The sequence below is a fragment of the Sulfurimonas sp. ST-27 genome (assembly GCF_048081595.1).
In the GTDB taxonomy this organism is placed as follows: Bacteria; Campylobacterota; Campylobacteria; order Campylobacterales; family Sulfurimonadaceae; genus Sulfurimonas; species Sulfurimonas hydrogeniphila.
Window position 1 is genome coordinate 1,549,200 of the sequence record NZ_CP182226.1, and the last position, 25,568, is coordinate 1,574,767.

Sequence of the window (25,568 nt, forward strand, 5' to 3'; positions counted from 1 at the left end):
TCTGTTTTTTATTTTTGCAATTATATCAAAATCTATTGAAATAAACGTATCGGATTAATATGATTTGTTTTTTGTGTGACTTCAAAAACAAGTTCATCTTTAACCCTGCCGATTGTTGCACCTTTGGCAATCTTTTTCCCTTTTTTGACATTTGGTGCTATCTGTGAAAGATTTGCATAAATTGTATGGAGTCCGTTTTTGTGTTCGACAATCACAATATTGTCTAAAACCGCTGTCTTTGCCGCATAAATCACTTTACCGTTGAAAACAGTTTTTACTTTTGCATTAGGATATTTTGGTTTCAAAGAGATAGATTCATTAAATATCTTTATACCGTAAATAGGATCTGTATAGGTACCGTATTTTTTTGTAATTGTATACGCATTAAGCGGAGCAATCGTTTTTCGTCCTCTGTACCTGATTGTCTTTATTGCCTGATAACTGCTGCCGTGTTTTTTTACTTTTGGCAGGTTTTTTCCAAGTTTGTTCTGACGTTTTGCAAAAGCCAGTTTTCTCATCTTTTCTTCTTTTGCTCTTTTAATTTCATCTATTTTTATAAGATTAAGCTTAGAAAGAGTTCTTTTTAAAGCATTTTGCCTTCTGATAAGACTTTTTAACTCTTTTTTGTAGGACTCTTTTGCCAAAGTCAGTTTTTTTAACGCTTTTTTGTTCTCTTTTTTTCTTCGGATTACTTCTTTTCTTTTTTGATCTATATTTGTGATTGCCACTTCGAGTGAACTTACATGTAAACTGATTAAATCTATATTTTTTTCATTTTCAAAAAATTTTCTGCTTAAAAGTTTTGCTTTGTCTTTTGAAGCTTTCAGCATAGCTTTTAAAACTTCAAACTCCATGATAGCTTCTTCGTTTTCAGGATACTCTTTTTCCAGAACAACTGATAAAGAGACAGTTTTGGCTATAACAAAAATCAGATCCTCTTCGAGTTTTTGTCGTTTTTTTTGAAGTGCTTCCTGGGATTTTTTTAAAATTTTCAACTGTTGTATATTCTCACTGTGACTGCTCTCTTTGAGAGAGAGTTCTTTCTCCAACTGTTTGAGATAACGCGTTTTTTTTGCCAACTCTGTTTTTTGTTTGATGATAGCTTTGGCCGTCTGTGCCATTTTCGCATTAAGTACAGAATAGTTCTTCGTATAAGACTGCAGCGCAGAACTTGTTTTGTTTATTTTTTTATCTATTGCTGTTGATCCGAATACAGCACTGCTGCATATAAAGAGTAAAAAAAATAATACAGCTCTCATCAGACCTCTTCTTTATGCCCTAAAACTATAAAACCTGCCAGTAAAATAGAGACTGTTATAGAAACACCAAGCATAATCAGTGAATCATACACTTTGTCAAAAATCACAACAGATATGCCTATGTTTGCAAACTGTTCTTTTACCCACGGACTTGAGGCAAAATAGGAAAAAGCTATAAATGAAATACCAAAGGCTATAAATGCATCAACAATGGAAAGCCGAAACAAAACTGCTGAACGCAACCATGTAGGCGCACCGAACAATCCCATTATATTCATTCTTTCATTGTGTTTGAACTGCCATATGCGAAGTTCTTTAAATATTAAAAGTATCGTAACAAGCAAAATAGATACAGCCAAAACAGATATGACATTTTTAAAAAGCAGCAGCAGTTTATAGGTTGTGTCATGTGTATTTGAAAAAGTTTCCACTTTTGTAATATACGGGTACGCTAAAAGCTCTTTTTTTATTTTTTGCAACTCAACAGGTGTCGGATATCTTTTTAATTTAAATTTATAAAATTTCGGCAATGTTATTTTCAACAGTTCTATATTTCTTTTGTTTATCCCGGTATTGAGTTTTTTTATAATCTCATCAGGAGAAAGCTGTTCGACAGAAGAGAGTGCTGATATTTTATCCGTCAACTCTTTTGGCTGCAATGTTTTTTGACTGACGACCACAAGTGAATAGTTGTTTGCCAGATTCTCTTTATAGGCATTGATAGATCTGTCTACTATAGTAAAAATCTGCAATGAAAAAAGTATACTCACAAGAGCAATAACAAGAGAGATATGGTTTTTAAATGACTTCATGTACCTCTCCGAATTCTATATGATAGTGCTTGTAATCAACCTTCATTGTTTCAGGAATATGGTGTGTTACCACAATAACAGTAGTTTTAAGCTGCTCATTTGCACCTTCTAAAAGATTCCAGATCAGCTGTGAAGAGTAATCATCAAGATTACCTGTCGGCTCATCGGCAAGTATCAAAATCGGATTATGTGCCAAGGCTCTTGCCATGGCTACACGCTGTTGCTCTCCGCCGCTGAGTTCCAAAGGATACTTCCCCACTTGATGCTGCAGTCTTACATGCTTAAGCAGAGAGTCAACCTGACTCTGTGTGATACTTTTTTCATAGCCGTTTATAATCAGCGGCAGCATGATATTCTTTTCTATCGTCCACTCTTTTACAAGTTTATAGTCCTGAAAAACAATGCCGAGATGCTTTCGCAAAAAATTCAGCTTTGCATTTGAAACACCCTTGAGTTCAACACCTCCGACAACAAGACTTCCCTCTATGGGTTTGAGCGCACCATAGAGTGACTTTAACAGTGTTGATTTTCCGCTACCGCTTGCTCCGGTTATAAAAACAAAACTTCCCGAGTCTATAGAAAAATTTGCTTTGTTTATAATGGTTTCATCTTTGGAATAAGCAAGAGAAAGGTTTTGAGCAATAATAACTTTATCCATGTAACACCTTGTTCAGTTCTTTGTGTGCTTTGAGATTACTGCGTGATTTTAATGGGTACTCTGGATAGTAAAAAACTTCTTCATTATTGATAATAAGATACAAATGTTCCGGTCTGTCAAAACTCCCCATTGACAAACGCAGCATAACCCCTTCTTTGAGTCTGTATACACGTTCAAAATGTATAAAACCGCCTTCAAAACGAAAAGTCTTATTATGCAGTGCAATGATTTCTTCCACACTCAAGCCGGGTTTTGTAAAAGTAAAGTCACCTTCAATAGCCAATTCCTGAGAAAACTCATCATTTATCATTGTCACATCATAAATGTTTTTTTCTTGTCTTTTCCATCTGTCTTCATATTTTGAACTGATGGCTATATCTTTGTTTTTATTAATTTGCAGTGTTGTTTTGTCAAATGCTATAAAGGTTTCATAAGAGTACACATAATAGTTTTCACTGTCTGTTCTAAGCTCCAAAGTCCCGCCAACTTTCAATACACGACGGGCCTCTTGGATAAAAGAAGTTGAGATAACTCTGCGATGCGGTTTTTTATCCCACGGAACAGGAAAATGCACATAAATAGCCCCGACGATATTTGAAGGAACAAGCTCCATAAAAAGCCTCGCATCATAATCAAGCACAAGTAAATTATCCAGCTTCTGTATAACGCTCTGTTTGAGTACCTGTTCTATGGAAGGACGATGAATCTCCAAACCTATAAAGAGCACATCAGGATTCTTTGCTGCCTGATGCAGCAAATGCCGTCCAGAGCCAAAGCCTACTTCAATGCGGACCTCTTTGTCCTGTGGAAATTCATTGGCAAAATATTCTATTTTTTTGAGTGCCGTTACTTCCTGCAGATGTATATTCTTCGGTGCCTGGGGTACATTTGAAGCGATTACATGTAACCCTGCAGCTTTTGCATATGCCAAAAGTGCTTTATGTACATTGTGTATGGAAGCGGGACGCGTAAGCTTGTCAGTTTTGAGCAGGCTTCTGTTCTCTTCTTCTTTAACCAAAAGAAAAAAATCTTCACCTTCTACAGTTGTTGCAATGAGTTTTTCATCGGCATGCAAAACATTTGATGCAATAAAATTAAAACTCACCTCATCACAAAGCTTTGGAAAATCAATTTGTTTAAATTTTTCTATATGTAAATGTGGCATTAAATCTCGTTTAAATCTAAATCTTTTACAGGAGTCACTTTCTCTTGTGTGCTGTCTGTATCCTTTGTGTAAGTTTTGACAGGAACCTCTTTCACCGGCGAACTCTTTTCTCCATCTACCACCTTGGTAAATGCACCAACTTTTATTTTGACTTCAGTACTCGGTTTTGAAACTATACCGTTTTCATCTATACCGTAAACAGTATATGCATACATACTGTCTGCAGCAATGTTTGTATCAATAAACCTGTTTGTATGAATATTCTTATACTCTTTTTTTGTCTCTTTAAACCAGCCTATCTGGCGCTTTCTGACAATTTCATAAGATTTGATTCTTGCGTCTGCAGTTTTCCAGGAAAGTTCTACTCCTGAATCAGTAAGCTGTATTGAGGTAATAACAGGAGCATCAGGCTTTGGCAGTGTCATCCCCATAACGGTATTTTTATCATGTTCGCTTTCAAGCCCGTCTTTATCCACAACACTGACTCTGTAAAAATAAACCTGCCCGTCTTTGTTAATATGATCTGTAAAGCTGTTGTTATACAGTTTGGCTATCAGTTCAAAAGAGCTGTCTATGTCTTCGCCTCTGTATAAATAGTATTGATGAAAATCTTTTTGTTTTGAAGCAGACCAGCTGATTTTTATCATTTTTGGCAAATTTTTGCTTGCACTTATATGTTCTACACCTTTTGGCAGTGCCTTTGTTACAGATTTTACAATCTGTGAAGGTTTTGAAACAATTCCATCATAGGTCTTTACCCGAATTCTGTACAGATATACGGCATTGTCTTTTAAACCTTCATCAATATACTCGGCATTCAAGCGCCCTTTCAGTATTGCAATTTTTTTAAATGATTCATCTTCAACACTCTGGCGTTCAATTATATAGGATGCAACCCGTTGATTTTCATGCGGTCTCCATATAATTTTCGCACTTCGAGGAAGTCCGGCAATGGAGTGTATCCAGGCTACAGATTCCAGGACAGGGAGAGTGCTGACACTATAAACTTTACTGAGTTTGCCCTGGGCATCTTTGGAAACCACCCTGAAAGCATAACTGTATTTTGTACCCGGTTCATTCTTTGCATCAAGATAATGTGTTTTAAATCTATTGTCTATACGGTCATAATAATCCAGTTCTTTTGTGGCTTTTTTCCCTAAAATTCTTTTATAGACATAAATACCGTTTACACGCGGATCTTTTATACTTTTCCATTCAAAGGCTACCGTTTTCATATCACGCATGATTCCGTTTTTTGTAAGCGTTACAACAGGCAGCGTAGAGTCTATAGCAACTTTTTTCTTTGGCAGCGGGCTTATTCCCTGACAGCCACTAAGAATCAGCAGTGAAACTGCGCATAATGTACTCAGGCTCAATAACTTCATTTAAAATCTCCGTATCAAATTTTTTATAAATTGTTTCTCGCATTATAGCATCAAACTCTGCTTGAAAAGTTAACTTTTCTTTTGTTGAAGGATGAATAAAGTAAATCATATAGGCATGCAGCAAAATACGTTCCGAGTTCTCCTGTTTTGGGCTCAATCCATAGATATGATCCCCCAAAATATGACGGTTCATACTCTCAAGGTGTACCCTTATCTGATGGGTTCTTCCGGTAAAAAGCTTACAGGCTATAAGCTGTGTCTGTTCATCTTCACTCAAAGCCAGATGTTTAAACATCGTTTTTGCATACTTTGCATGTTCCAGTCCGGATGCCATTTTCAAACGGTTATGGGCACTTCTGCCTATGTTTGATTCTATTGTGGTAATTTCTTCTTTTAGAGGGGGCACTATGACAGCTATATAGTAACGCCCCATACTTTTGTCCTGCAACTGTTTTGACAAAAATTCATGGGCAGCATTGTTTTTGGCAACAACCATTGTGCCACTCGTTCCTTTATCCAGACGGTGCACGATACCGTGACGCTCTTCCCCGCTTATAGTAGAAAGTCTGATACCTTTGTGCTTGAGCCAGTCAACCAGGGTTGCTTCTTTGACACTCGGTGCAGGATGGACCGTTACTCCGCTTGGCTTGTTTATGACCAGAACGTCATCATCTTCATATAAAATTTCAACATCAAAATCTACATCAAGTGCTTTTTCCTCTTTCGCCTCAGGAAATTCTACCCTGACTGTCTGTCCTGATTTAAGTTTTACACCCGGACGGGGAACTTTTTTTCCATCGACAAAGACACATTTATGTTTGATCAGTCCTGCTATCTGCGAACGGGTCTGTCCTATCTGTGCAGTCAAAAAAGTATCCAGTCGTTCAGGATTTACGCATTTGTATTCTTGTGTGTTTATCATTCTTTACAGCCTTTATGATACAATCATAATAATTTTATTTTGGAGTTACAAATTTGTGGAGATTTGATAAGAGTATTTTATCACAATTTGACTTTTTTTCCATCATTCTTATCATTCCTTTGATAATTATGTCTCATTGGCTCATCGGTGAAGCTGTCCCTGCTCTTGCTGAAAAACAGCTTGCCTATGTCGGTGTTGCACTTTTGGCTTTTTTGGTTGTATTTTTATTGCCTATTAGACGGATGAGCTGGCTTATCCCTTTTATATACTGGGGCAATATTGCCCTGCTTTTTGCAGTAGAACTTTTCGGACACTCACGCCTTGGAGCCCAAAGGTGGATAGAAATACCCTTCATCAATGCCACCATACAGCCCTCAGAATTTGTAAAACCTGCGCTTATTTTAATGCTTGCCTATCTTATACATAAAAATCCTCCTCCTCAACAAGGCTACAGACTCAAAGATTTTTTACGCATAAGCTTTTACATACTGCTCCCTTTTGTTCTTATTGCAAAAGAACCGGATTTGGGTACAGCCCTTGTTTTACTGCTTATAGGCTATAGTGTTTTGTTTTATGTAGGTGTTTATTGGAAAATAATAGCCACTATTGTTGCAGGAATTTTGATTCTGTCCCCGCTTGCCTATAAATTTATGCTGCATGATTATCAAAAAGAGAGAATTACAGATTTTTTAAGTGAAAAACCATCGTATCACGTACAGCAGTCTATCATCGCTATAGGCTCTGGCGGATGGACAGGAAAAGACAAAGAGAATGCGACACAGACACAGATGAAATTTTTGCCTATCGCCACAAGTGATTTTATTTTTGCCTTTGTTGTTGAGCGAACCGGCTTTTTAGGAGCGTTAGCACTCATTTTACTCTATGCTATGCTCATCCTGCATCTTTTGAGTCTGAGTATATTTAACAATGACTACTATATTAAAGTTGTAACTGTCGCTATCTCTTTTATGATTTTCATATATATGGGTGTCAACATTGCCATGACTATAGGCTATGCCCCTGTAGTCGGCGTACCTCTGCCTATGTTTTCCTACGGAGGCAGCAGTTTTTTAAATTTTATGATACTGTTTGCCATCATGCAAAATCTCATCACATTCCGATACAAAGATATGTATGACAAAGGTGGGACAAAAAGCTTTGTATAGTCTCACAGACTATTTTTTCAGTTCTCCCGCCAGTCTTTGATACACAGCAGAACACTCTAAAAGCTCTTTATGTGTACCGCTCGCCACTATAAGCCCTTTTTGCAGTACCAAAATTTTGTCAGCATGCTCAATTGTAGAGAGACGGTGTGCGATTGTCAGTGTGATTTTATCTTTCGTGTAGGCATCGAGTGCTTTTTGTATACGTTTTTCACTCTCATTGTCCAGTGCCGATGTTGCTTCATCAAAAAGCAGCAGTGAAGCATGTTTGTATATTGCTCTGGCAATGGCAATGCGTTGTCTCTGCCCACCTGAAAGATTTGCCCCTGCTTCACTCATCATAGTATAAATACCCTCTTCAAGCTGCATCACAAAATCATAAGCATCCGCCAGTTTCAGAGCTTCTATGACTTTTGCTTCATCTATACTTTTTTCGCCGTAGGCAACATTGGCAGACAGGGTGTCTTGAAAAATGTAGATACGCTGTGAAACAAGTGCAATATGATGTTTGAGTGACTTTTGCTTGAATTCTTTGATATTGATGCCGTTAATGAGAATCTCTCCGCTGTCGGGATCATAAAAACGCAAAAGCATATTCATAAAAGTAGATTTGCCCCCGCCACTGTCCCCTACAAGAGCAATATGCTCTCCTTGGTTGATTGTCAAAGTAATACCGTCTAATATATTGATATTTTCATACTGCAAAACAACATTTCTGTATTCAATTTTCCTAATATCCTCTTTGAGCTCTTTTGTACCCTCGACGACACTGTTTTCTTTGTCTATAATTTCAAAAACACGCTCACTTGCCGCAAGCGCATCCTGAATTTTCGAATAGGTTCCGCCAAGTTTGCGAATCGGTTCAAATACAAGTCCTACTGCCGTGATAAATGCTGTAAACTCACCAACAGTCATTTTACCGTCAAAAACCTCTTTACCCCCGACATACACGACCATGGCAAGTCCTGAAACTGCTATGATCTCCATAATAGGAGAAACAAGGGCACCGACATAAATGGCTTTCATATTTATCTTGAAAAAGTTCCAGTTTTCTACACTGAAACGGGAGACTTCAAATTTTTCTGTTGCATTGGCTTTAATGATTTCACTGTTGTTAAAAACTTCTGTCAAACGCGATACCAAATCGGCATTTTTACTCTGGGAACGGTGTGAATATTTTTTGAGTTTTTTGGCAATAAGCATCAAAGGGTAAATAATCAAAGGCACAACAATAAGTGTATAAAAAGAGAGTAAAGGGTTGAGATAGACAATGTACCCCACGAGTGCAATAACCGTTAAAAGGTCACGAAACATATCAGGAAGCATATTTGAAACAAAATACTGAATTCGGCCTATGTCATTTGTCACACGAGAAATAAGCTCTCCGCTCCGGTTTGCATACAAAAATGCCATATCAAGATGAATCATTTTGTCTAAAAGTATTTCACGAAAACGGGTCACAATACTCTGTCCGATGTACTCCATGAAAATTGTCTGAATATACTTTCCAATCGCTTTTGTCACATAAATGGCAATAAGCCCAAGAGGAATAATGTAGAGCATTGTTTTGTCTTTTTTAATGAACATATCATCCATCATTGGCTTCATAATCTGTGCAGTTCCCACAGTTGACACAAGAATGAGCAACCCACCAAAAATGACAAGCAAATAGTAGAGTTTATACTCTTTTATATAAGGCCAAAACCGTTTAACAATCTCTTTCAAATGCACTCCGTTAAGTTAATATGACATTTTACACTAACTATCCTATATAAATGTTAATTGGCTATAATTACACAAAAAAAACAAAGATTCCTATGAAATATCCTTTACATGTAACCCTAAGAAAAAAACTCTCGAGTATTCTCAATGGTGTGCTTTCTTTATTTTCTCACAAATCACAGCCTGCTCAATATATTGACAAAGAGCGCATCAAAAGCATTGTCATAATACGGCCAAATTACCGAATAGGGAACCTGCTTTTTTTAACGCCTCTTATCAACGAACTTTCAAAAGAGATGCCAAACGCCAAAATAGACATCATTGTCGGCATGAAACTTGCCGGAAAAATTCTTGAACCTCTGCCAAATGTTGACAAAGTCATAGACATCCCCCGAAAACTGCTTTTACATCCGCTTGAAATGTTTGCCTATATCAAACAGGCCAGAACAAAACAGTATGATGTTGCGTTAAATGTTTCCGGTGGTTCCACCAGTGCCCAGATCGTCACGGCACTCACAAGAGCAAAATACAAAGCCAGCTTCGCAAGTGACAAACTCTGGGCAAATTTCACACATATTCAAGAAAGAGGCTTAAAGACCTACAGGCATATGGGACTTGAAAGTCTGGAATTTTTACGGTTTTTCAAAATTGATTTTCCCAAAAAAATGCCAACACTTGATATAAAACCGACACAAGAGGAGAAAGAAAAGGCAAAGCAAGACTTGCTTTCACTGTTACATGTAAACAACATTGATGCCGATACAAAAGTTATAGCCATCTTCAGAAATGCAAGATTTGACAAAAAAATAAGTGATGAATGGTGGAATGAATGGGTAGACACACTCCTTAAACTCGATGAGAATATTGTTATCATAGATATCCTTTCACCAGATATTCCTACAAAACTCAACGAAAAAGTTTTGGAATATGCCAACAAAGATTTAAGAGTTTTAGGGGCGTTTTTTCAGGCATGTGATCTGTATGTCAGTGCGGACACAGGACCTATGCATCTTGCAGTCGCTTCAGGTGCAAAAGTTTTGGCACTTTTCAACAAGACAGATATTCAAGTCTACGGTGCTTTGGGAAAACAGAACAGAACCATAAACATAGAAAAACTCTCCCCCGGGGATGTTGCACACATTACAACTGACTTTCTCAGTACTGTCAGTCCGGCCTGATTGAGTCTCAATGCCACCGCAGTGAAGTACGGGCTCCGAAAAAACTGTTTAACGTAACAGTATTAATATACATTTGAATAGATGATGTGAAAACAGAATTTGATGATTGAATAAGTATACTGAATGAATGAAAAGAGAATGGCGCGGTGGATGGGGCTCGAACCCACGACCCCCTGCGTGACAGGCAGGTATTCTAACCAACTGAACTACCACCGCAACCTAAAATTATGCTTTTTGCTTTACTCGGCGTTAGAACCTTTCGCTCAATCGTCACATAGTATAACTATGCTCCTCTTTCACTCTAGAACCTGCCTTGATTAAAACAAAAATCAAGAATTTTATAAAAAATTGTCACATTTTCTTTTTTAAAGAAAGAAAAAACTTGTTTTTTGCATTAGTTGTGCTTAAGTTTTTAGTGAAGCGTACTCAAGTACGTGAACTAAAAATTTGAGTGCAAATAATCAAAAAATGGTGGGCACTACTGGACTCGAACCAGTGACATCTACCTTGTAAGGGTAGCGCTCTACCAACTGAGCTAAGCGCCCAAAATTATGTTTCAAACACCAATTAAAATGGCGACCCCTAAAGGATTTGAACCTCTGTTACTACCATGAAGTGATAGTGTCCTTGGCCACTAGACGAAAGGGTCACTTTCTTCAATAACAAGGTTATTAAAACATATGGCGCGGTGGATGGGGCTCGAACCCACGACCCCCTGCGTGACAGGCAGGTATTCTAACCAACTGAACTACCACCGCAACCTAAAATTATGCTTTTTGCTTTACTCGGCGTTAGAACCTTTCGCTCAATCGTCACATAGTATAACTATGCTCCTCTTTCACTCTAGAACCTGCCTTGATTAAAACAAAAATCAAGAATTTTATAAAAAATTGTCACATTTTCTTTTTTAAAGAAAGAAAAAACTTGTTTTTTGCATTAGTTGTGCTTAAGTTTTTAGTGAAGCGTACTCAAGTACGTGAACTAAAAATTTGAGTGCAAATAATCAAAAAATGGTGGGCACTACTGGACTCGAACCAGTGACATCTACCTTGTAAGGGTAGCGCTCTACCAACTGAGCTAAGCGCCCATTTAATAAAATAAATGGTGTCCTGTGATGGATTCGAACCATCGGCCACATCATTAAAAGTGACGTGCTCTACCAGCTGAGCTAACAAGACATTTGCCTCTTATTGTTAAGAGGTCGAAATTATAGACAAATAGATTTTAATTGTCAAGATATTTTCTCCTAAATTTAGAAAAAAGTCTCTTTATCAAGCAAAAGCAACATTTTTACTGCCATAAGGGCACTCTGTTCCTGCACATAATTCCTGTCACCGTGAAAATGCAGATGCTTTTCAGTGTGTTGCGTTTTACTTCGTACACCTATATACACCGTACCGACCGGTTTAAATTGTGTACCTCCTGTGTCTCCGGCGATTCCGCTTACTGCCAAAGCATAATCTGCTCCACTGACATTGAGTGCACCTTCACTCATTTCTCTGACAACTTCGGCACTGACTGCACCGTTTTCTTCAAGTATGGCATGATCAACTGCCAACCAGTTTTCTTTGAGTGTATTGGAATAAGTTACCAAGCCTCCCTCTAAAATTTTTGATGCGCCGTTGTGTTTTGTAAAAAAGTAACTGAGCAGTCCTCCTGTGCAACTCTCGGCAAATGTTATTTTTTTTCCTGAATGTGAAAGTTTTTCTATGATATACTCAATAATATTTGATGATGCAATAAGCTTTTTAGGCAACAGGTTTTTTGCTGCATGAATAAATTTGGTAATATCCCCGTACTTGTTACTCGTCACATCTACTCTGTGCCACCCTTGCACCTCCTGTGTTACATCAATATTGACTTCATATGTTTGTGCGATTGGAGTCAAAATTGTCACTATAGTGGATTTGTCTTCTTCAAATATATGTATGGTTGCCCTTATCTCTTCATTTTTCAAAAGCAATTCGGGCATTTTTTGTCCTTCATCCATCTGTACTACATTTATCAAAGAGCTTTGAAATTCCAAAAGATAGGAACGTTCTGCAAACAATGAGGCTTTCTGCGGTATGAGCATCCCCTCTTTTAAAATCTGATTATCACTGGTTGCAGTGCATATCACTTTTCCGACAGTTGAAAAGTTTTGTTTACATGTAACGATAATAACCCGGTTGGATGCATGGAGTTCTTCTTCAAGATAAAGAAAAAAGGAGTTGTCACTGTCCTTAAAATAAGTTATATTATCTATAAAACCAGTGTTTTTTTCAATATCCCGCAAAATATATTCTTGTAACGATTTGTTATAAACAAATTTATTTCCAATGATTATCAGATGTGTTTTCATACTCTGTACAGCCTTGTTTGAAGAATTTTATTTGGCTTATTATAACACTTTTATTAGGTTTTAAACACTTAAAAGGTATACTGCAAAAATTTATAATAATATTTTGAGGTTTCAATGGACTACAAAGACACACTACTTTTACCAACAACTACGTTTGCCATGCGAGGCAACTTAATAAACAATGAACCGAAGCGTTATGCTGCATGGGACAAAAAGAAAGTTTATCATAAAATGAAGGCAAAACGTGCCGGTGCAAAACACTTCACCCTTCATGACGGTCCTCCCTATGCAAACGGGCATATTCACATAGGTCATGCACTCAATAAAATTCTCAAAGATATTATCATCAAAAACAACTATTTCAACGGTAAATCTGTCCGTTTTACTCCGGGCTGGGACTGTCACGGACTGCCGATTGAGCAGCAGGTTGAAAAAAAGCTTGGCGGAAAACAGAAAAAAGAGCAGCTTGAAACTGCCGAGATAAGAAAACTTTGCCGCGAACATGCTGCGAAGTTTGTAAACATTCAAAAAGAAGAGTTTAAGACACTTGGAATTATTGCTGACTGGGAAAAACCGTATGTGACAATGGACTACAGATTTGAAGCAAATATTTTCAGAACACTCTGCAGTGTTGCAAAAAAAGGTCTTTTGATTGAGCGCAGCAAACCTGTCTTTTGGTCATGGGCTGAACGAACTGCACTGGCAGAAGCCGAAGTTGAATATGAGGACAAAGAAGACTACTCGATTTTTGTAGCATTTGAACTCAGCAATGAAGCCAAAGAAAAACTCGGACTGGACAAAGAAACAAAAGCAGCACCGGTTATCTGGACGACTACACCATGGACAATTCCTGCAAATACGGGGATTTCGCTAAACCCTGAAGAAGAGTATGTTCTTACAACTGAGGGTTATATTGTTGCAAAAAAACTATTGAATGCTTTGGTTGAAGACGGCATTCTCAAAGGCGGTGTCGCCAAAACTTTTGATGCGACTCTGTTTGAAAACCTCAACGCCATCAACCCGCTCAATGGCAGAAATTCCCGTATTGTTTTAGGGGAGCATGTTTTAGTTGACAATGGTACAGGTTGTGTGCATACCGCTCCGGGTCACGGTGAAGATGACTACCGTGTCGGACTGAAATATGACCTTGAAGTTGTTATGCCTGTGGATGAAACAGGATGTTATGATGCAACTGTTGTGCGTGATGCTTTGATTCCGAATGCGCAGGATTTTGTAGGGCGTCACATCTTTAAATCAAATGAAGACATCATTGAGATGATGGGTGAGAACGTGTTACATGTAAGCAAATTTATGCACTCGTATCCGCATTGCTGGAGAAGTCATACACCGCTTATCTATCGTGCTACAAAACAATGGTTTATCTCTGTTGATGAAAAACCGCAAGACGAGGAGAAGACACTCAGAAACATTGCCCTTGATGAGATTGAAAAAACACTTTTCATACCGCAAACCGGAAAAAACCGTTTGACTTCTATGGTTGCGAATCGTCCTGACTGGTGTATTTCCCGCCAGCGCGACTGGGGTGTTCCTATTGCATTTTTCAGAGTAAAAGAGACTGGTGAAGTTTTACTTGATGAAAAGGTGCTCAACTTTGTAGCCATGATATTTGAAATGCAGGGAAGTGATGCCTGGTACTCTATGGACATCGCACAGCTTCTCTACCCGGGAAGCGGTTACAAGCCCGAAGAGCTTGAAAAAGTAACAGATATTTTGGATGTATGGTTTGATTCAGGTTCTACCTGGAATTCGGTACTGAAATCCCGTAATTATGATGCGGGAGACTATCCTGCTGACTTGTATGTCGAGGGGTCTGACCAACATCGCGGCTGGTTCCAGTCATCACTCTTTTTATCTTCTGCGGTTGAGCACAAAGCACCCTACAAAGGTGTATTGACGCATGGTTTCACAGTAGATGAAAAAGGTGAAAAGATGTCCAAGTCAAAAGGCAATGTCATCGCACCCGAGAAAGTTTTAAAAGAATACGGCAGTGAAATTTTACGCCTATGGGTTGCTTCATCGGACTATCAGGGTGATTTGAAAATTTCTCAGGGGATTTTAAAACAGACTTCTGAAAACTATCGTAAACTGAGAAACACCTTTAGAATTATGCTTGCCAATATCAATGACCTCGAGAACCTGACACCGTACGAAGATATGGGTGATTTGGATAAATGGATTTTAAATGTTGCACAAAACACGCTTGATGAAGTACATAAACATTTTAGTGAATATAACTTTGTCAACGGTATGAGCACACTCAACAACTTTATTGTTAACGAACTCAGCGGCATGTATATCGATATGACAAAAGACAATCTTTACTGTAATGCTAAAGATTCTACGAGAAGACGTGCAAGCCAAAGTGCAATGGCAATCATTACAAAAACACTGCTTTTGATTATGGCTCCTGTTATAACCTACACAGCAGATGAGATAGTAGACAATGCCCCTGCCATCATCAAAGGTGATGCCGAAGATATTTTTGACATGACCTATGAAAAAATTGAAGCCGGTGACATACCTTTTGATGCTGAGTATATGGTAAAAGCCCGTGAAGGTTTCGGCGCAGAAGTTGATAAACTCAAAAAAGAAAAAATCATCAAAAACACCCTTGAACTTGTCATTTACACAGAATCAAAAACTGTCCTTGAGATGAACAGTACCGATGCAGAAGACTGGTTTGTTGTTTCCGGAATTTTTGAAGACAAACCAGAAGAAGAGATTATAGCCAGCTTTAAAGTTGATGAAGACACCTTCAGCATCGCAAAAGCCACACTGCACAAATGTCCAAGATGCTGGAAATACCAGGCTGAAGCAGAGGAGTGCCTTTGTAAAAGATGCCAAAGCGTAGTCAATGATTAATTACAGTGAGCCCGTTAGTACAACATTTATCGGAACAACCATACTTGCTGTATTTGTTATGATTGGCATAGGTATTTTAGCTGTTAAAAAATTTAAAAAGGAAAGTTAGTGATTACATTAAAAGAAGCGCTTGCAATGAGCAAAGATGAACTTAATAAATTTAAAGATGAATTACAAACAAAAATAGAAGCAAACAAAGATTTAAATGCTTATATAGATGTAAATACTTTTGGTGAGGGCGTGCCTGTTGCCATTAAAGACAATATTCAGGTCAAAGAGTGGTCTGTTACTTCTGCTTCAAAAATTTTGCAAGGCTACATTGCGCCTTACAATGCCACTGTCATAGAAAAACTTTTAGCTGCCGGGCTCTCTCCTTTTGGTCGTACAAACATGGATGAATTTGCCATGGGTTCGACAACTGAGACAAGCTGCTACGGCAAAACACTTAACCCTGTCAATCCTGAACATGTTCCCGGTGGAAGTTCGGGAGGAAGTGCCGCTGCAGTTGGAGCGGGTTTGGCTATAGCTGCACTTGGCAGTGATACAGGCGGAAGTATCCGCCAACCCGCAGCGTATTGCGGTATCGTAGGCATGAAACCGACTTACGGAAGAGTCAGCCGTTACGGTTTGGGGGCTTATGCTTCAAGTCTGGATCAAATCGGACCGATGACACAAAATGTAGAAGATGCTGCTATTTTGTATGACATTATCAGTGGGAGTGATGTCAAAGATTCAACAAATGCCATGAGAGATGACAAAGTCAGTGACAATCTCAATCCTGAAAGAAAACTCACTATTGCCATTTTGCCAAAGTATATAGAAAATGCGAGTGATGATGTGAAAGAGGCTTACAGCAAAGCAGTTGAAGCACTCAAGGCACAGGGGCACACCATTGTTGAAAAAGAGATGATGGATGCAAAATATGACATTTCTGCATACTATGTGACGGCTACAGCAGAAGCAACAACCAATCTCGGGCGATATGACGGTATACGTTACGGCAACCGTGTTGAAGGTGCAAATTTAGAAGAGACCTACTACAAAACAAGAAGCGAAGGTTTTGGGGATGAAGTCAAGCGCCGTATCCTGCTTGGCAATTTTGTGCTCTCAAGCGGCTACTATGAAGCCTACTATGTAAAAGCACAAAAAACACGCCATTTGATAAAAGAGGAGTATGCAAAAATCTTTAACGATGTTGACTTGATTCTCTCTCCGGTTGCTCCGAATGTTGCTCCAAAATTCGGAGAACTTGCAAATCCGATGGAGATGTATCTGAGTGATATCTATACAATCAGTGTCAACCTTGCAGGTCTGCCTGCCCTTTCATTGCCAATAATGAAAAATGCAGCAGGGATGCCTGTCGGACTGCAGCTTATAGCAAACGCCTATGAAGAGCAGACACTCTTTGACGGTGCTATGAGCCTTGAAAAAGAGATTGCCTATAAATAATGTAATGACAATGAGATAATTTTTTGCTACTATTTTAAAAAAGGAAGTAAAATGGCATATTTTGACAATGTAAAAGTAAAAGACAAACTCTACGGCTTGGTTTTTGGCCGGGGAAAGGTTTCTCAGGTTTTTGAAGATTCTCATTACAAAATGATGGTAAAATTTAAAAACGGGCATGAGGTTCCCTATACAGAAGACGGTATACCAGGCTGGGGAAATTTCAAAAAACAGACGATTTTTTACAAAGATGATATAGATTTGACAGATGTTGATTTTGCCCCTGTCACAAAAGTATTGAGTCCTAAAAAAATCATTAAACTCCGGGAAAAGAAAAAGCTCGAAGTCAGACTGCCCTCGGGAATATGGACAAACTGTACAAAATGTGTAGCAAGTTATGTTGAAGATATGCTCGAATCTGAGAACTATCATCTCTTTAGAAAAACACCTAAAAAAGGATAAGTCATCACATATACAATCATTCATACCATACATATTTTTGCTGTTTTTATTTACGGAGGATTTCTCTTTACCGATAATCTTTTTATGGCAAAGATGAAACAGTCATTAACGGAAGAAGAACATAAAAAGGCACGTGAAGCCATTATGATACATGTACGAAAAGTTGTACCCAAGGCTCTTATTGTTGCTGTACTTTCGGGAATGTATCTTTTTTCACAGGTTTTTGGAAAAATTTCCCCTGATGGATTAAGCAGTTTTCAGATAGCTCTTTCAATCAAAGCCTTTTTAGGTCTTTGGCTTGGTTTTCGCGGTGTCAATCAGGTATTTTTCGGTATACAGCCATGGGTATTCAAGAGCCATATTTTCCCTTTTGTTCTTGTCGTTATTATCATTTTACTTTCCCAGTTTATGTTTTTAGATTTTACCTCTTTTTAACCACAAAAGAGGTATAATGCAAAAATTTCTAATAATTAATTTTATACTCTGCAAAAGGATACCCCATGAGAATTCGTAAACGCGCCCTGACATTTGAAGATGTACTTTTAGTACCACAGTATTCGGAAGTACTTCCTAAAGAGGTCTCACTTGAGACAAAACTCACTCGTAATATCACTCTTAAAATTCCTATGGTTTCGGCTGCTATGGATACAGTCACAGAATACCGTGCGGCTATTGCAATGGCAAGACTCGGAGGTATCGGAATTATTCATAAAAACATGGATGTCGAAACACAGTGCAAACAGGTCAAAAAAGTAAAAAAATCTGAAAGCGGCATTATCATTGATCCGATTTATGTCCACCCGGATGCTACTTTAGCGGATGCAGAAGCCTTGATGAAAGAGTTTAAAATCTCCGGTGTTCCTGTTGTAGACGGACATAACAAACTTCTTGGTATTTTAACAAACCGTGATATGCGATTTGAAAAAGATATGCGAAAACGTGCAGACGAAGTAATGACAAAAATGCCGCTCATTACTGCAAAAAAAGGAATCTCTCTGGATGAAGCCGCTGATATAATGCACCAACATAAAATAGAAAAACTCCCTATCATAGATGATGAAGGCTTTTTAAAAGGGCTCGTAACCATCAAAGATATCAAAAAACGCATAGAGTATCCAAACTCGAACAAAGATGCCTTCGGTCGTCTGATAGTTGGCGCGGCTATCGGTGTCGGTCAGATGGACAGAGCCAAAGCCCTTGTGGATGCCGGTGCGGATGTTCTTGTTCTGGATTCTGCACATGGTCATTCCAAAGGTATTTTAGATACTGTCAAAGCGATTAAAGAGTCTTTGGAAGTTGATGTAATTGCCGGGAACATTGCAACCAAAGAGGCAGTTCTTGCACTAATAGAAGCAGGCGCCGATGCTGTAAAAGTGGGAATTGGCCCCGGTTCAATCTGTACAACACGTATCGTTGCCGGTGTCGGTGTACCACAGATTTCCGCCATAGATGAGTGTGCGGAAGTTGCCCGTCCCCACGGTGTGCCTGTTATCGCAGACGGAGGTATCAAATACTCCGGCGATATTGCAAAAGCACTTGCTGTCGGTGCAAGCTGTATTATGGCAGGTTCTCTTTTAGCGGGTACGGAAGAGTCTCCGGGTGAGACGATAATGTTTCAGGGACGTCAGTACAAATCATACCGCGGTATGGGCTCTATCGGGGCTATGCAAAAAGGAAGCAATGACAGATATTTCCAGGAAGGTACAGCCGCTGACAAACTTGTTCCCGAGGGAATTGAGGGACGTGTTCCCTTTCGTGGTTCAATCGCCGGAATTGTACATCAGATGATGGGTGGATTACGCTCCGCTATGGGTTACTGCGGCAGTGAAAGCATTGAAGCTTTCTGGGACAAGGCAGAATTTGTTGAAATCACATCAGCAGGACTCAAAGAATCTCATGTCCATGATGTCATTATCACGCAAGAGGCACCGAACTATCACGTATAGTTAAATTTTTAAATACATACTTTAATGTTCAATCAATGTATTATAATATATAATAGATTATAACACTGAGGAATTAAAGTATGAACCTTCTGCAAGATGTAAGAGAGTACACAGATTTAAGAATTTTATATGTCGAGAACAGACTCTCGGTAAGAAACAAAATTCATTCTCTCCTTCAAAACCTTTCTTTACATGTAACGGTAAGTGATAATGTCAAAGAGGCGCTTTCTCTTTATAAAACATACTATTCCAAACACAGTAAATATTATGATATAGTTGTCCTTAGCCTGGATTTCACAAACTCCCAGGGCATAGAACTGGCAAAAGAGATTAAAAAACAGCATCGGTTATACTTCTCTGTTAAAAGACATCACCTATCAAAAAAAACTGGAATATTTTTCTACTCTTGACCCGATTACCTCTTTATATAACAAACAATACTTTCATAACTACCTCAAAACAGAATACAAGCGTGCCATTTGGAAAGAGAGGAATTGTTTGCCCTCTTACTGATTAAAATCGATGATGAACCCATTGAAGATGAGACAATCCTGCAGGTATCTCATTTTTTACAAGAACTCAAAAACCCGCAAAATTCTGAATTATTTCGGATAGCACACAATGAATTTGCTCTGACTGTGCACAACAAAGAAGATGAATATATAAATGATACAGCAAAGAATATTCTTGAATTGAATACTCTAAAATCCTTACATCTTTCAGTAGGTGGCATTAATCTTGATACGTCAAAATTTTATCTTAACTGTGATGATTTATACAGCATAGCTGATGAAAACCTGCATAAAGCGCAAAAAAACACTGTGATGCTTGATGTCAACGAATATGCCATTAAAAATCTCAAAAGCCTGGATAGATTTACAAAACTTCCAAATCATACCGCACTGCATGAAGATCTTTCTCTGCTTAAAAAAGAGGCGATGCTGATAATTTTACATGTAAACCAGCTGAATGCGTTAAAAGACCTTTACGGCAATGCTGTTGTCCAGGATATCATTAGACAAAAAACCAGAGAACTGCATAATATAGTCCATGACGAAGAAGTGACCTTATATAATCTTAATTTGCAGGAATTCGCATTTTTAATTACAAATAAAAATCTTTTTGATAAATATTTACTTTTAATGCAGCACTCTTTATTACTCCCGAGTGAGGCACAGGATAATGCAGATGACAATTCAATAGTTGCCGACTTTACAGCAGGTATTGCATACGGTGTGAATAACATTTTGGCACATGCAAATATTGCACTGCAAGAAGCACTTATTTCACAAAAAAAGTACAAAATCTATAAAAACAGACAGTCCCTCAAAGATGAAAAAGCACAGAAAATTCAGAGACTTAAAGTCTATAAAACAGCACTTTACAACGGAGACATCATTCCGTACTTTCAACCTATTATAGAGGCAAAAAGCGGAAAAACTGTCAAATATGAAGCATTGGCAAGAATACAGACAAGCAGCGGTGAAATCATCTCGCCTTATTACTTTTTGGATGCGGCAAAAGAAGATAAAACATTTGAATTTTTTACACGACAGATGATGCAAAAAGTATTTAATGTCTATGCAAAAAACAATATTCAAATTTCTATCAATCTCAGTTATGAGAACCTCAACTCTGCCTCTATGCTTGATTATATAAAAAACCGTCTGGAAAAATATGGAGGGGAAAGAATTACATTTGAAATACTCGAATCAGAAGATATTGACGATTATGGTGTTGTCGAAGCCTTTATTTTATTTGTAAAAAAATACGGATGCCAAGTGGCTATTGACGATTTTGGTTCGGGCTATTCCAACTTTACAAATATTTTGAGACTGCATCTTGACTATATAAAACTCGATGGCTCACTGATAACACAGCTCAATAAAGATGAAAATATAAACAATATGGTACGGGGGATTATACAGTATGCCAAACAGGCTGATATTCGTACCGTTGCCGAATTTGTCAGCACAGAAGAGCTGGCTCTGCTTGTCAAAGAGTTTGGCGTCGATTTTTTACAGGGTTATTACTATGGAGAACCGCAGGCTCCAAAGTACTATGGGCTCACTTAAAGAAAAGATACTTGAAATGCTTTCTTTTGTGTCTCCATCGTAGAAACCCGCTTACCAGCAGCAACAGCAAAGACAAAGCAGCTGCATCATTTACCCATATCCACCAGGAAGCGAAAAAACTGCCATCATGCAGTGTTAAAAGTACAGAGTAGAGTGTTGCCTCATGAAACTGTGGTAACTTTACACTCTTTTGCACAGGGCTGAAATATTCTACTCTGTTCTCTTTTTCTATAATGTCACGGAACATATGCGGTGCATTTTTTAAAATTTCAAAATGCTTTGCATCCAAAATACGGTTGGGGGCTCCCATTCCGCTGACATAGAGGCGTTTTCCTCTTCGTATCATTCTGTACGCAAAACCTCTGTTTTCCAATTGCCATTTGTTTAAATCCCTACTTTTGTAGATACCGTAACGATTCCCTATTCTATACACTTTCCCGTCGTAGTCAACAGCCCAGATGTCAGCTTTTAGAGTATTGTATATTGGTGGTAAAACTTTATGTGGAATTGTCACAGATTTCATAAATTTTCCAAGTGCTGACGCATGATCTAAAAAAATTCCGGTTGTCAATAAAATAAAAAGAGGGAATATAGAAAAAATAACAAAAATATTTGCATGTGTTTTTATCATTTTTCTTGCAAACTGTGCCTTTTGTTTAGAGCGTATCAAATACCAAATGATATATCCGCTTATACTGAGCCATAATAAAACCAGTGCCCCGTAATCATTGAGAAAAAGAGAAAGGTCTCCGTCAAAAAGTCCTCTTGCATAGTGTAAATCCCGTATAAATCTTGAAAGTTTTATATCTTCTTGCAGTGCTTCTTTTGGCAGAAATATTTCTGTGCTTGTTGTAACTTTTCTACTCTTTATATCTACTACATACACTCTCTCTTTCTCTTCAACCGCTACCAGTTTATTTTCATATAAGGCCAAGGAGCTTATATATCTGTTTTTAAGGACCAACGGTGTCAGTTTTTTAAAATCATAGCAGTATACGCCCTGCGATGTTGCTATGTACAGTGTGTGTTTCTGCTCCCTTATCGCATTACACTGCAGGGAACTGATTTTTTCAAAATGCTTTCCTGCATCCGTGCTTTTAAACAAACCCCGTTTACCGCCCGCTATGACAGTATCGGAGTTTTTTTTATCAATATAATACGCTTCAAAAAGCCTTTTGTCCGCCTCTATACTCTTTTGCGGCACACTCTTGAAAGTTATCGTATATAAAAAACTCCATTTGTCATGATCCAGTAAAAATCCCGTAAAAGCCAAAAGAGCCAATACTGCGGCAAAACTCAATCCGACAATTTTATGAAGTGTATAGATTTTTACCATTTATACTCTAAGCCCGCATAAAACTGTCTTGGATCACCGGGCGTATAGTCTTCTCTTCCGTAGGCATACCGAGCATTGACAGCATATCTTTTATCTGTAATATTGGTAATTTTGGCAAAAACTCTTACCCTCTTTGAGTAGTTATAATTCATTTTAACATTGCCGATACTGTATCCGTCATATTTCTCAACCGTATGTGCATCATCCATCCAATAGGAACCGACATATTGCCATTCGCCCTGCAGGGTAACTCCTTTGAGAGCGTCCGGCATATAAAAAAGACGCACATTTGCTATATTGTTCGGTGCTCCTGCCATTTCATTATCGCCAAGAACAGGATCATTGTCATAATTGTGTTTTGTATAGGTATATGCAACTGCCGTCTCCAGTTCCCGAGATATCTCCTCTTTGAGTGTCACTTCTACCCCTCTGTGTATAGAACTGCCACCATTGCGGTAACCGCCGGTATTTCTATCTCGTATGATGGTATCCTCTATAGTCATATAATAGACTGCCAATTCAAAAGATGTCTTTTTGGAAAAAGATTTTTTTAATCCTATCTCGTAGGTATTTGATGTTTCGGGATCAAGGTTTATCTGTTCGTATCCTGCCTTTACAGAATACAGACGTGTTGCCTGTGGAATTCTAAAACCGTTTGCATACCGTGCATAAAGATTTAAATCCTTCGCAGGAAAATAACTCAAAGCCAGTTTGGGACTTAGATAATTATAGCTGTCATCTCTGTCTGCAGGTCTGTAATATCTTCCCGAGGCGTCATAACTGTTATCTGCGAGTTTATTATCATAACTGTAACTGTTATAGTCATATCGCAAGCCGGCACTCACAATCAGGGCACTCCACAGTTTGTATTCTGTGTGGATGTAAGGGGCTATGGCAAAATAATTTACCGTATAGTCATACAATGCCCCTGTAAGATAGGTAGCACCGCCCCATCCTGTCGTTGTAATATCAAAATCCTGATTGTATTTCAGAGAAGACTGTGTATATTCTGTATCAAAGCCAAAAACTATTTTCCCCCATTCTTTTTCATAAGTATTTCTCTGTTGCAGGCCAAAGGTATAAATTTCATTATCATTGCTTGGAAGATTTGTTTCCCAGGTTGCAACATATCTGTTTCTGTTGTAACGCAGATACGGAATCAGAGAAATTTCCAAATCATTATACCTGTAATTATTCAGTTGGACACTGACCCTCGCATAGTCAAACTTTCTCTCTACATCTGTTTTTTGCAAGGCTGTATAATAATTCGGATCATCACTTGCAGCCGTTGAGCCGTTTGTTATATTTGCATAGTTATTAAAGCTGTCAGCCTGTTGTGCCACAGTTTTAGAAAAATTTGCAATAATTTTTATATCATTATCGTCGTTCACTCTTTTGTCATAACGAAAATTGGACTCAACTCTGTCAGTTTTTGTATGCTCCCGCCAACCGTCACTGTGCATATAAGATATATTTGCACGATATCCGCTCTCTTTGTCTATAGCATCACTCACCTCCGCACTTCCTAGGCCGTATCCGTAGCTTCCGCCCATACCTTTGAGTAAAACAACCTTCTCTTTTGAAGGTTGTTTCAAGGATTGTACATCAATGGTGGCAGCAACGGCATCGGATCCATACAGAGCAGTTCCTGCTCCCTTTATCACTTCAACAGACGAAGCACTCTGAAATGTAGTATAGGCAAGCCCGTTATGATTGAAAAAACCGCTTGACTGCACAGGGATTCCGTCCTGCATAAAGAGATAATAGGGACCGGTATTCACAGGCATACGAATGGATGTCATATGTCCGATAACAGAACCGGTTTGTTCAATACGCACACCGGAAAGGGAGTTGAGCAGGTCTTTTTGAAATATAACCTGATCAAGCTCTATCTCCTTTTCCCCTTTCGTGCTTATACTCAGAGGCTGTTCTAAAACACTTTCTTTTACACCTGTTGCTATCACACTGACAGGACTGATTTCTACCACACTCTCTGCTAATGCCAACGATGCACACAAAGATAAAAACAAAATTTTTCTATTCATTACATTTCTCCCGCAAAATATGTAAAAGTGTATAGAAAAAGTGTTACATTAGTATTAAGTAAGATTTTTTACGCTATCTTTAGGGTATGAAAAAAAATATTAGATATGCAGGGTTTTGGATACGCTTTTTTGCCTCATTTTTTGATACGCTCTTTTTGGCTCTGCCTGTAGGTATCATTATTTATTTTGTAAGTGATGGCAACTGGTTTGATTTTGTACAGTACCAAAACAATATTCAAATGGCAATGAACGGGAATATACATGCTCTTGACCAACAGCCCCATACCTCTTTAACATGGGAATTTGTTTTTGAGATTTCAGTTTTGCTTGTAACAATTCTTTTTTGGGAAAAATGGCGCGGAGCGACCCCCGGGAAAAAATTTCTACATGTAAAGATAGTTGACGCCTTTACATGTAAAGATATAAACAACAAACAGGCGATTACACGTTCTTTGGCCTATATCCCCTCATTACTGTTGTTCGGACTCGGGTTTTTGATGGTGGCTTTTCGAAAAGACAAAAGAGGACTGCATGATTTAATTGCCGGAACCATTGTAATCTATGATGAAGATGCTACTCCTCACTCATAAAAAAACTATCGACTGAGATGTTTTTAAAAGCGGCATTCAGTGAAGTAAAAAGCTGAGGATGTTCTTTTTCCATTGATGAGAGCATCTCTTTCATCTCCTGAATTCCACGAATTCAAGAAAAACAGAGAAACATCCTCTGTAAAGCCCTAAAATAGGGGTATCATATTTCAAAAATGGGTG

At 38.3% G+C, this 25,568-nt stretch carries 20 protein-coding genes and 6 tRNA genes; 10 read left to right on the forward strand and 16 right to left on the reverse strand.

Annotation, left to right across the window (positions count from 1 at the left end; genetic code table 11):
• Positions 1–32 precede the first annotated feature (32 nt).
• From ACM66U_RS08195 to ACM66U_RS08220, 6 genes are read right to left on the reverse strand one after another with little or no spacing between them, the layout of a single operon-like run.
• Positions 33–1,259 carry a murein hydrolase activator EnvC family protein gene (locus tag ACM66U_RS08195; protein ID WP_418640513.1) on the reverse strand — a complete coding sequence of 409 codons (1,227 nt, stop codon included), beginning with the start codon at positions 1,257–1,259 and terminating at the stop codon, positions 33–35.
• Complete coding sequence (locus ACM66U_RS08200) at positions 1,259–2,071, reverse strand: cell division protein FtsX (protein WP_418640514.1); 813 nt, start codon at positions 2,069–2,071, stop codon at positions 1,259–1,261. The genes ACM66U_RS08195 and ACM66U_RS08200 overlap by 1 nt, the downstream gene beginning before the upstream one ends.
• Positions 2,058–2,729: a cell division ATP-binding protein FtsE gene (locus ACM66U_RS08205; RefSeq protein ID WP_151899943.1), complete on the reverse strand. Its 672-nt coding sequence runs from the start codon at positions 2,727–2,729 to the stop codon at positions 2,058–2,060. The genes ACM66U_RS08200 and ACM66U_RS08205 overlap by 14 nt, the downstream gene beginning before the upstream one ends.
• Positions 2,722–3,894, reverse strand: a complete 1,173-nt coding sequence (gene trmB, locus ACM66U_RS08210) for a tRNA (guanosine(46)-N7)-methyltransferase TrmB (protein WP_151899942.1) — start codon at positions 3,892–3,894, stop codon at positions 2,722–2,724. The genes ACM66U_RS08205 and trmB overlap by 8 nt, the downstream gene beginning before the upstream one ends.
• The gene (locus ACM66U_RS08215; RefSeq protein WP_418640515.1) at positions 3,894–5,279 is read right to left on the reverse strand and encodes a fibronectin type III domain-containing protein; all 1,386 of its coding nucleotides are present in this window, start codon (positions 5,277–5,279) and stop codon (positions 3,894–3,896) included. Before ACM66U_RS08215 ends, trmB begins: the two co-directional genes overlap by 1 nt.
• Positions 5,227–6,201, reverse strand: a complete 975-nt coding sequence (locus ACM66U_RS08220) for an RluA family pseudouridine synthase (RefSeq protein WP_418640516.1) — start codon at positions 6,199–6,201, stop codon at positions 5,227–5,229. Before ACM66U_RS08220 ends, ACM66U_RS08215 begins: the two co-directional genes overlap by 53 nt.
• Before the next feature lie 53 nt (positions 6,202–6,254).
• Here ACM66U_RS08220 and ACM66U_RS08225 point away from each other — a divergent pair, with 53 nt between their 5' ends.
• Positions 6,255–7,367 (forward strand): FtsW/RodA/SpoVE family cell cycle protein, encoded by a 1,113-nt coding sequence (locus ACM66U_RS08225; RefSeq protein WP_151899939.1) that lies wholly within the window; start codon positions 6,255–6,257, stop codon positions 7,365–7,367.
• Positions 7,368–7,376: 9 nt separating this feature from the next.
• On the opposite strand, the gene ACM66U_RS08230 is transcribed toward ACM66U_RS08225, so the two are convergent.
• Complete coding sequence (locus ACM66U_RS08230) at positions 7,377–9,089, reverse strand: ABC transporter ATP-binding protein (RefSeq protein ID WP_418640517.1); 1,713 nt, start codon at positions 9,087–9,089, stop codon at positions 7,377–7,379.
• Positions 9,090–9,181: 92 nt separating this feature from the next.
• Between ACM66U_RS08230 and ACM66U_RS08235 the strand changes: the two genes are divergently transcribed.
• Positions 9,182–10,264, forward strand: coding sequence for a glycosyltransferase family 9 protein (locus ACM66U_RS08235; protein WP_418640518.1), 1,083 nt, complete (start codon positions 9,182–9,184; stop codon positions 10,262–10,264).
• 139 nt (positions 10,265–10,403) lie between these two features.
• On the opposite strand, the gene ACM66U_RS08240 is transcribed toward ACM66U_RS08235, so the two are convergent.
• From ACM66U_RS08240 to ACM66U_RS08270, 7 genes are all read right to left on the reverse strand, one after another.
• Positions 10,404–10,480 (reverse strand) — tRNA-Asp (locus tag ACM66U_RS08240).
• A gap of 253 nt (positions 10,481–10,733) precedes the next feature.
• Positions 10,734–10,809: transfer RNA gene (locus ACM66U_RS08245), tRNA-Val, on the reverse strand.
• Positions 10,810–10,837: 28 nt separating this feature from the next.
• Positions 10,838–10,913 (reverse strand) — tRNA-Glu (locus tag ACM66U_RS08250).
• 32 nt (positions 10,914–10,945) lie between these two features.
• A tRNA-Asp gene (locus tag ACM66U_RS08255) sits at positions 10,946–11,022 on the reverse strand.
• 253 nt (positions 11,023–11,275) lie between these two features.
• Positions 11,276–11,351 (reverse strand) — tRNA-Val (locus tag ACM66U_RS08260).
• A gap of 15 nt (positions 11,352–11,366) precedes the next feature.
• Positions 11,367–11,442 (reverse strand) — tRNA-Lys (locus ACM66U_RS08265).
• Positions 11,443–11,516: 74 nt separating this feature from the next.
• Positions 11,517–12,605, reverse strand: coding sequence for a CinA family protein (locus ACM66U_RS08270; RefSeq protein ID WP_418640519.1), 1,089 nt, complete (start codon positions 12,603–12,605; stop codon positions 11,517–11,519).
• Positions 12,606–12,719: 114 nt separating this feature from the next.
• Between ACM66U_RS08270 and ileS the strand changes: the two genes are divergently transcribed.
• The 7 genes from ileS (at position 12,720) to ACM66U_RS08305 (ending at position 21,417) form a co-directional block, all read left to right on the forward strand.
• Entirely contained in the window at positions 12,720–15,488 is a 2,769-nt protein-coding gene (gene ileS / locus ACM66U_RS08275; RefSeq protein WP_346388996.1) for an isoleucine--tRNA ligase, read from the forward strand.
• Positions 15,489–15,596: 108 nt separating this feature from the next.
• Complete coding sequence (gene gatA / locus ACM66U_RS08280) at positions 15,597–16,937, forward strand: Asp-tRNA(Asn)/Glu-tRNA(Gln) amidotransferase subunit GatA (RefSeq protein WP_418640520.1); 1,341 nt, start codon at positions 15,597–15,599, stop codon at positions 16,935–16,937.
• A gap of 51 nt (positions 16,938–16,988) precedes the next feature.
• Positions 16,989–17,396 carry a hypothetical protein gene (locus tag ACM66U_RS08285; RefSeq protein WP_193150172.1) on the forward strand — a complete coding sequence of 136 codons (408 nt, stop codon included), beginning with the start codon at positions 16,989–16,991 and terminating at the stop codon, positions 17,394–17,396.
• A gap of 84 nt (positions 17,397–17,480) precedes the next feature.
• Entirely contained in the window at positions 17,481–17,831 is a 351-nt protein-coding gene (locus tag ACM66U_RS08290) for a hypothetical protein (protein WP_230973306.1), read from the forward strand.
• Between the two features lie 65 nt (positions 17,832–17,896).
• On the forward strand, positions 17,897–19,342 hold the full coding sequence (gene guaB, locus ACM66U_RS08295) for an IMP dehydrogenase (protein WP_346388998.1): 1,446 nt from the start codon (positions 17,897–17,899) through the stop codon (positions 19,340–19,342).
• Between the two features lie 80 nt (positions 19,343–19,422).
• The gene (locus ACM66U_RS08300; protein ID WP_418640521.1) at positions 19,423–19,752 is read left to right on the forward strand and encodes a hypothetical protein; all 330 of its coding nucleotides are present in this window, start codon (positions 19,423–19,425) and stop codon (positions 19,750–19,752) included.
• A 69-nt stretch (positions 19,753–19,821) separates the two neighbouring features.
• Positions 19,822–21,417 (forward strand): EAL domain-containing protein, encoded by a 1,596-nt coding sequence (locus tag ACM66U_RS08305; protein ID WP_418640522.1) that lies wholly within the window; start codon positions 19,822–19,824, stop codon positions 21,415–21,417.
• On the opposite strand, the gene ACM66U_RS08310 is transcribed toward ACM66U_RS08305, so the two are convergent.
• Together ACM66U_RS08310 and ACM66U_RS08315 are read right to left on the reverse strand one after the other, a co-directional pair.
• Positions 21,410–22,753, reverse strand: coding sequence for a PepSY domain-containing protein (locus tag ACM66U_RS08310; RefSeq protein ID WP_418640523.1), 1,344 nt, complete (start codon positions 22,751–22,753; stop codon positions 21,410–21,412). The genes ACM66U_RS08305 and ACM66U_RS08310 overlap by 8 nt on opposite strands.
• Entirely contained in the window at positions 22,747–24,798 is a 2,052-nt protein-coding gene (locus ACM66U_RS08315; protein ID WP_418640524.1) for a TonB-dependent receptor, read from the reverse strand. The genes ACM66U_RS08310 and ACM66U_RS08315 overlap by 7 nt, the downstream gene beginning before the upstream one ends.
• Before the next feature lie 86 nt (positions 24,799–24,884).
• On the opposite strand from ACM66U_RS08315, the gene ACM66U_RS08320 reads away from it, so the two are divergent.
• Positions 24,885–25,388: an RDD family protein gene (locus ACM66U_RS08320; protein WP_151899928.1), complete on the forward strand. Its 504-nt coding sequence runs from the start codon at positions 24,885–24,887 to the stop codon at positions 25,386–25,388.
• Positions 25,389–25,568: the final 180 nt, after the last annotated feature.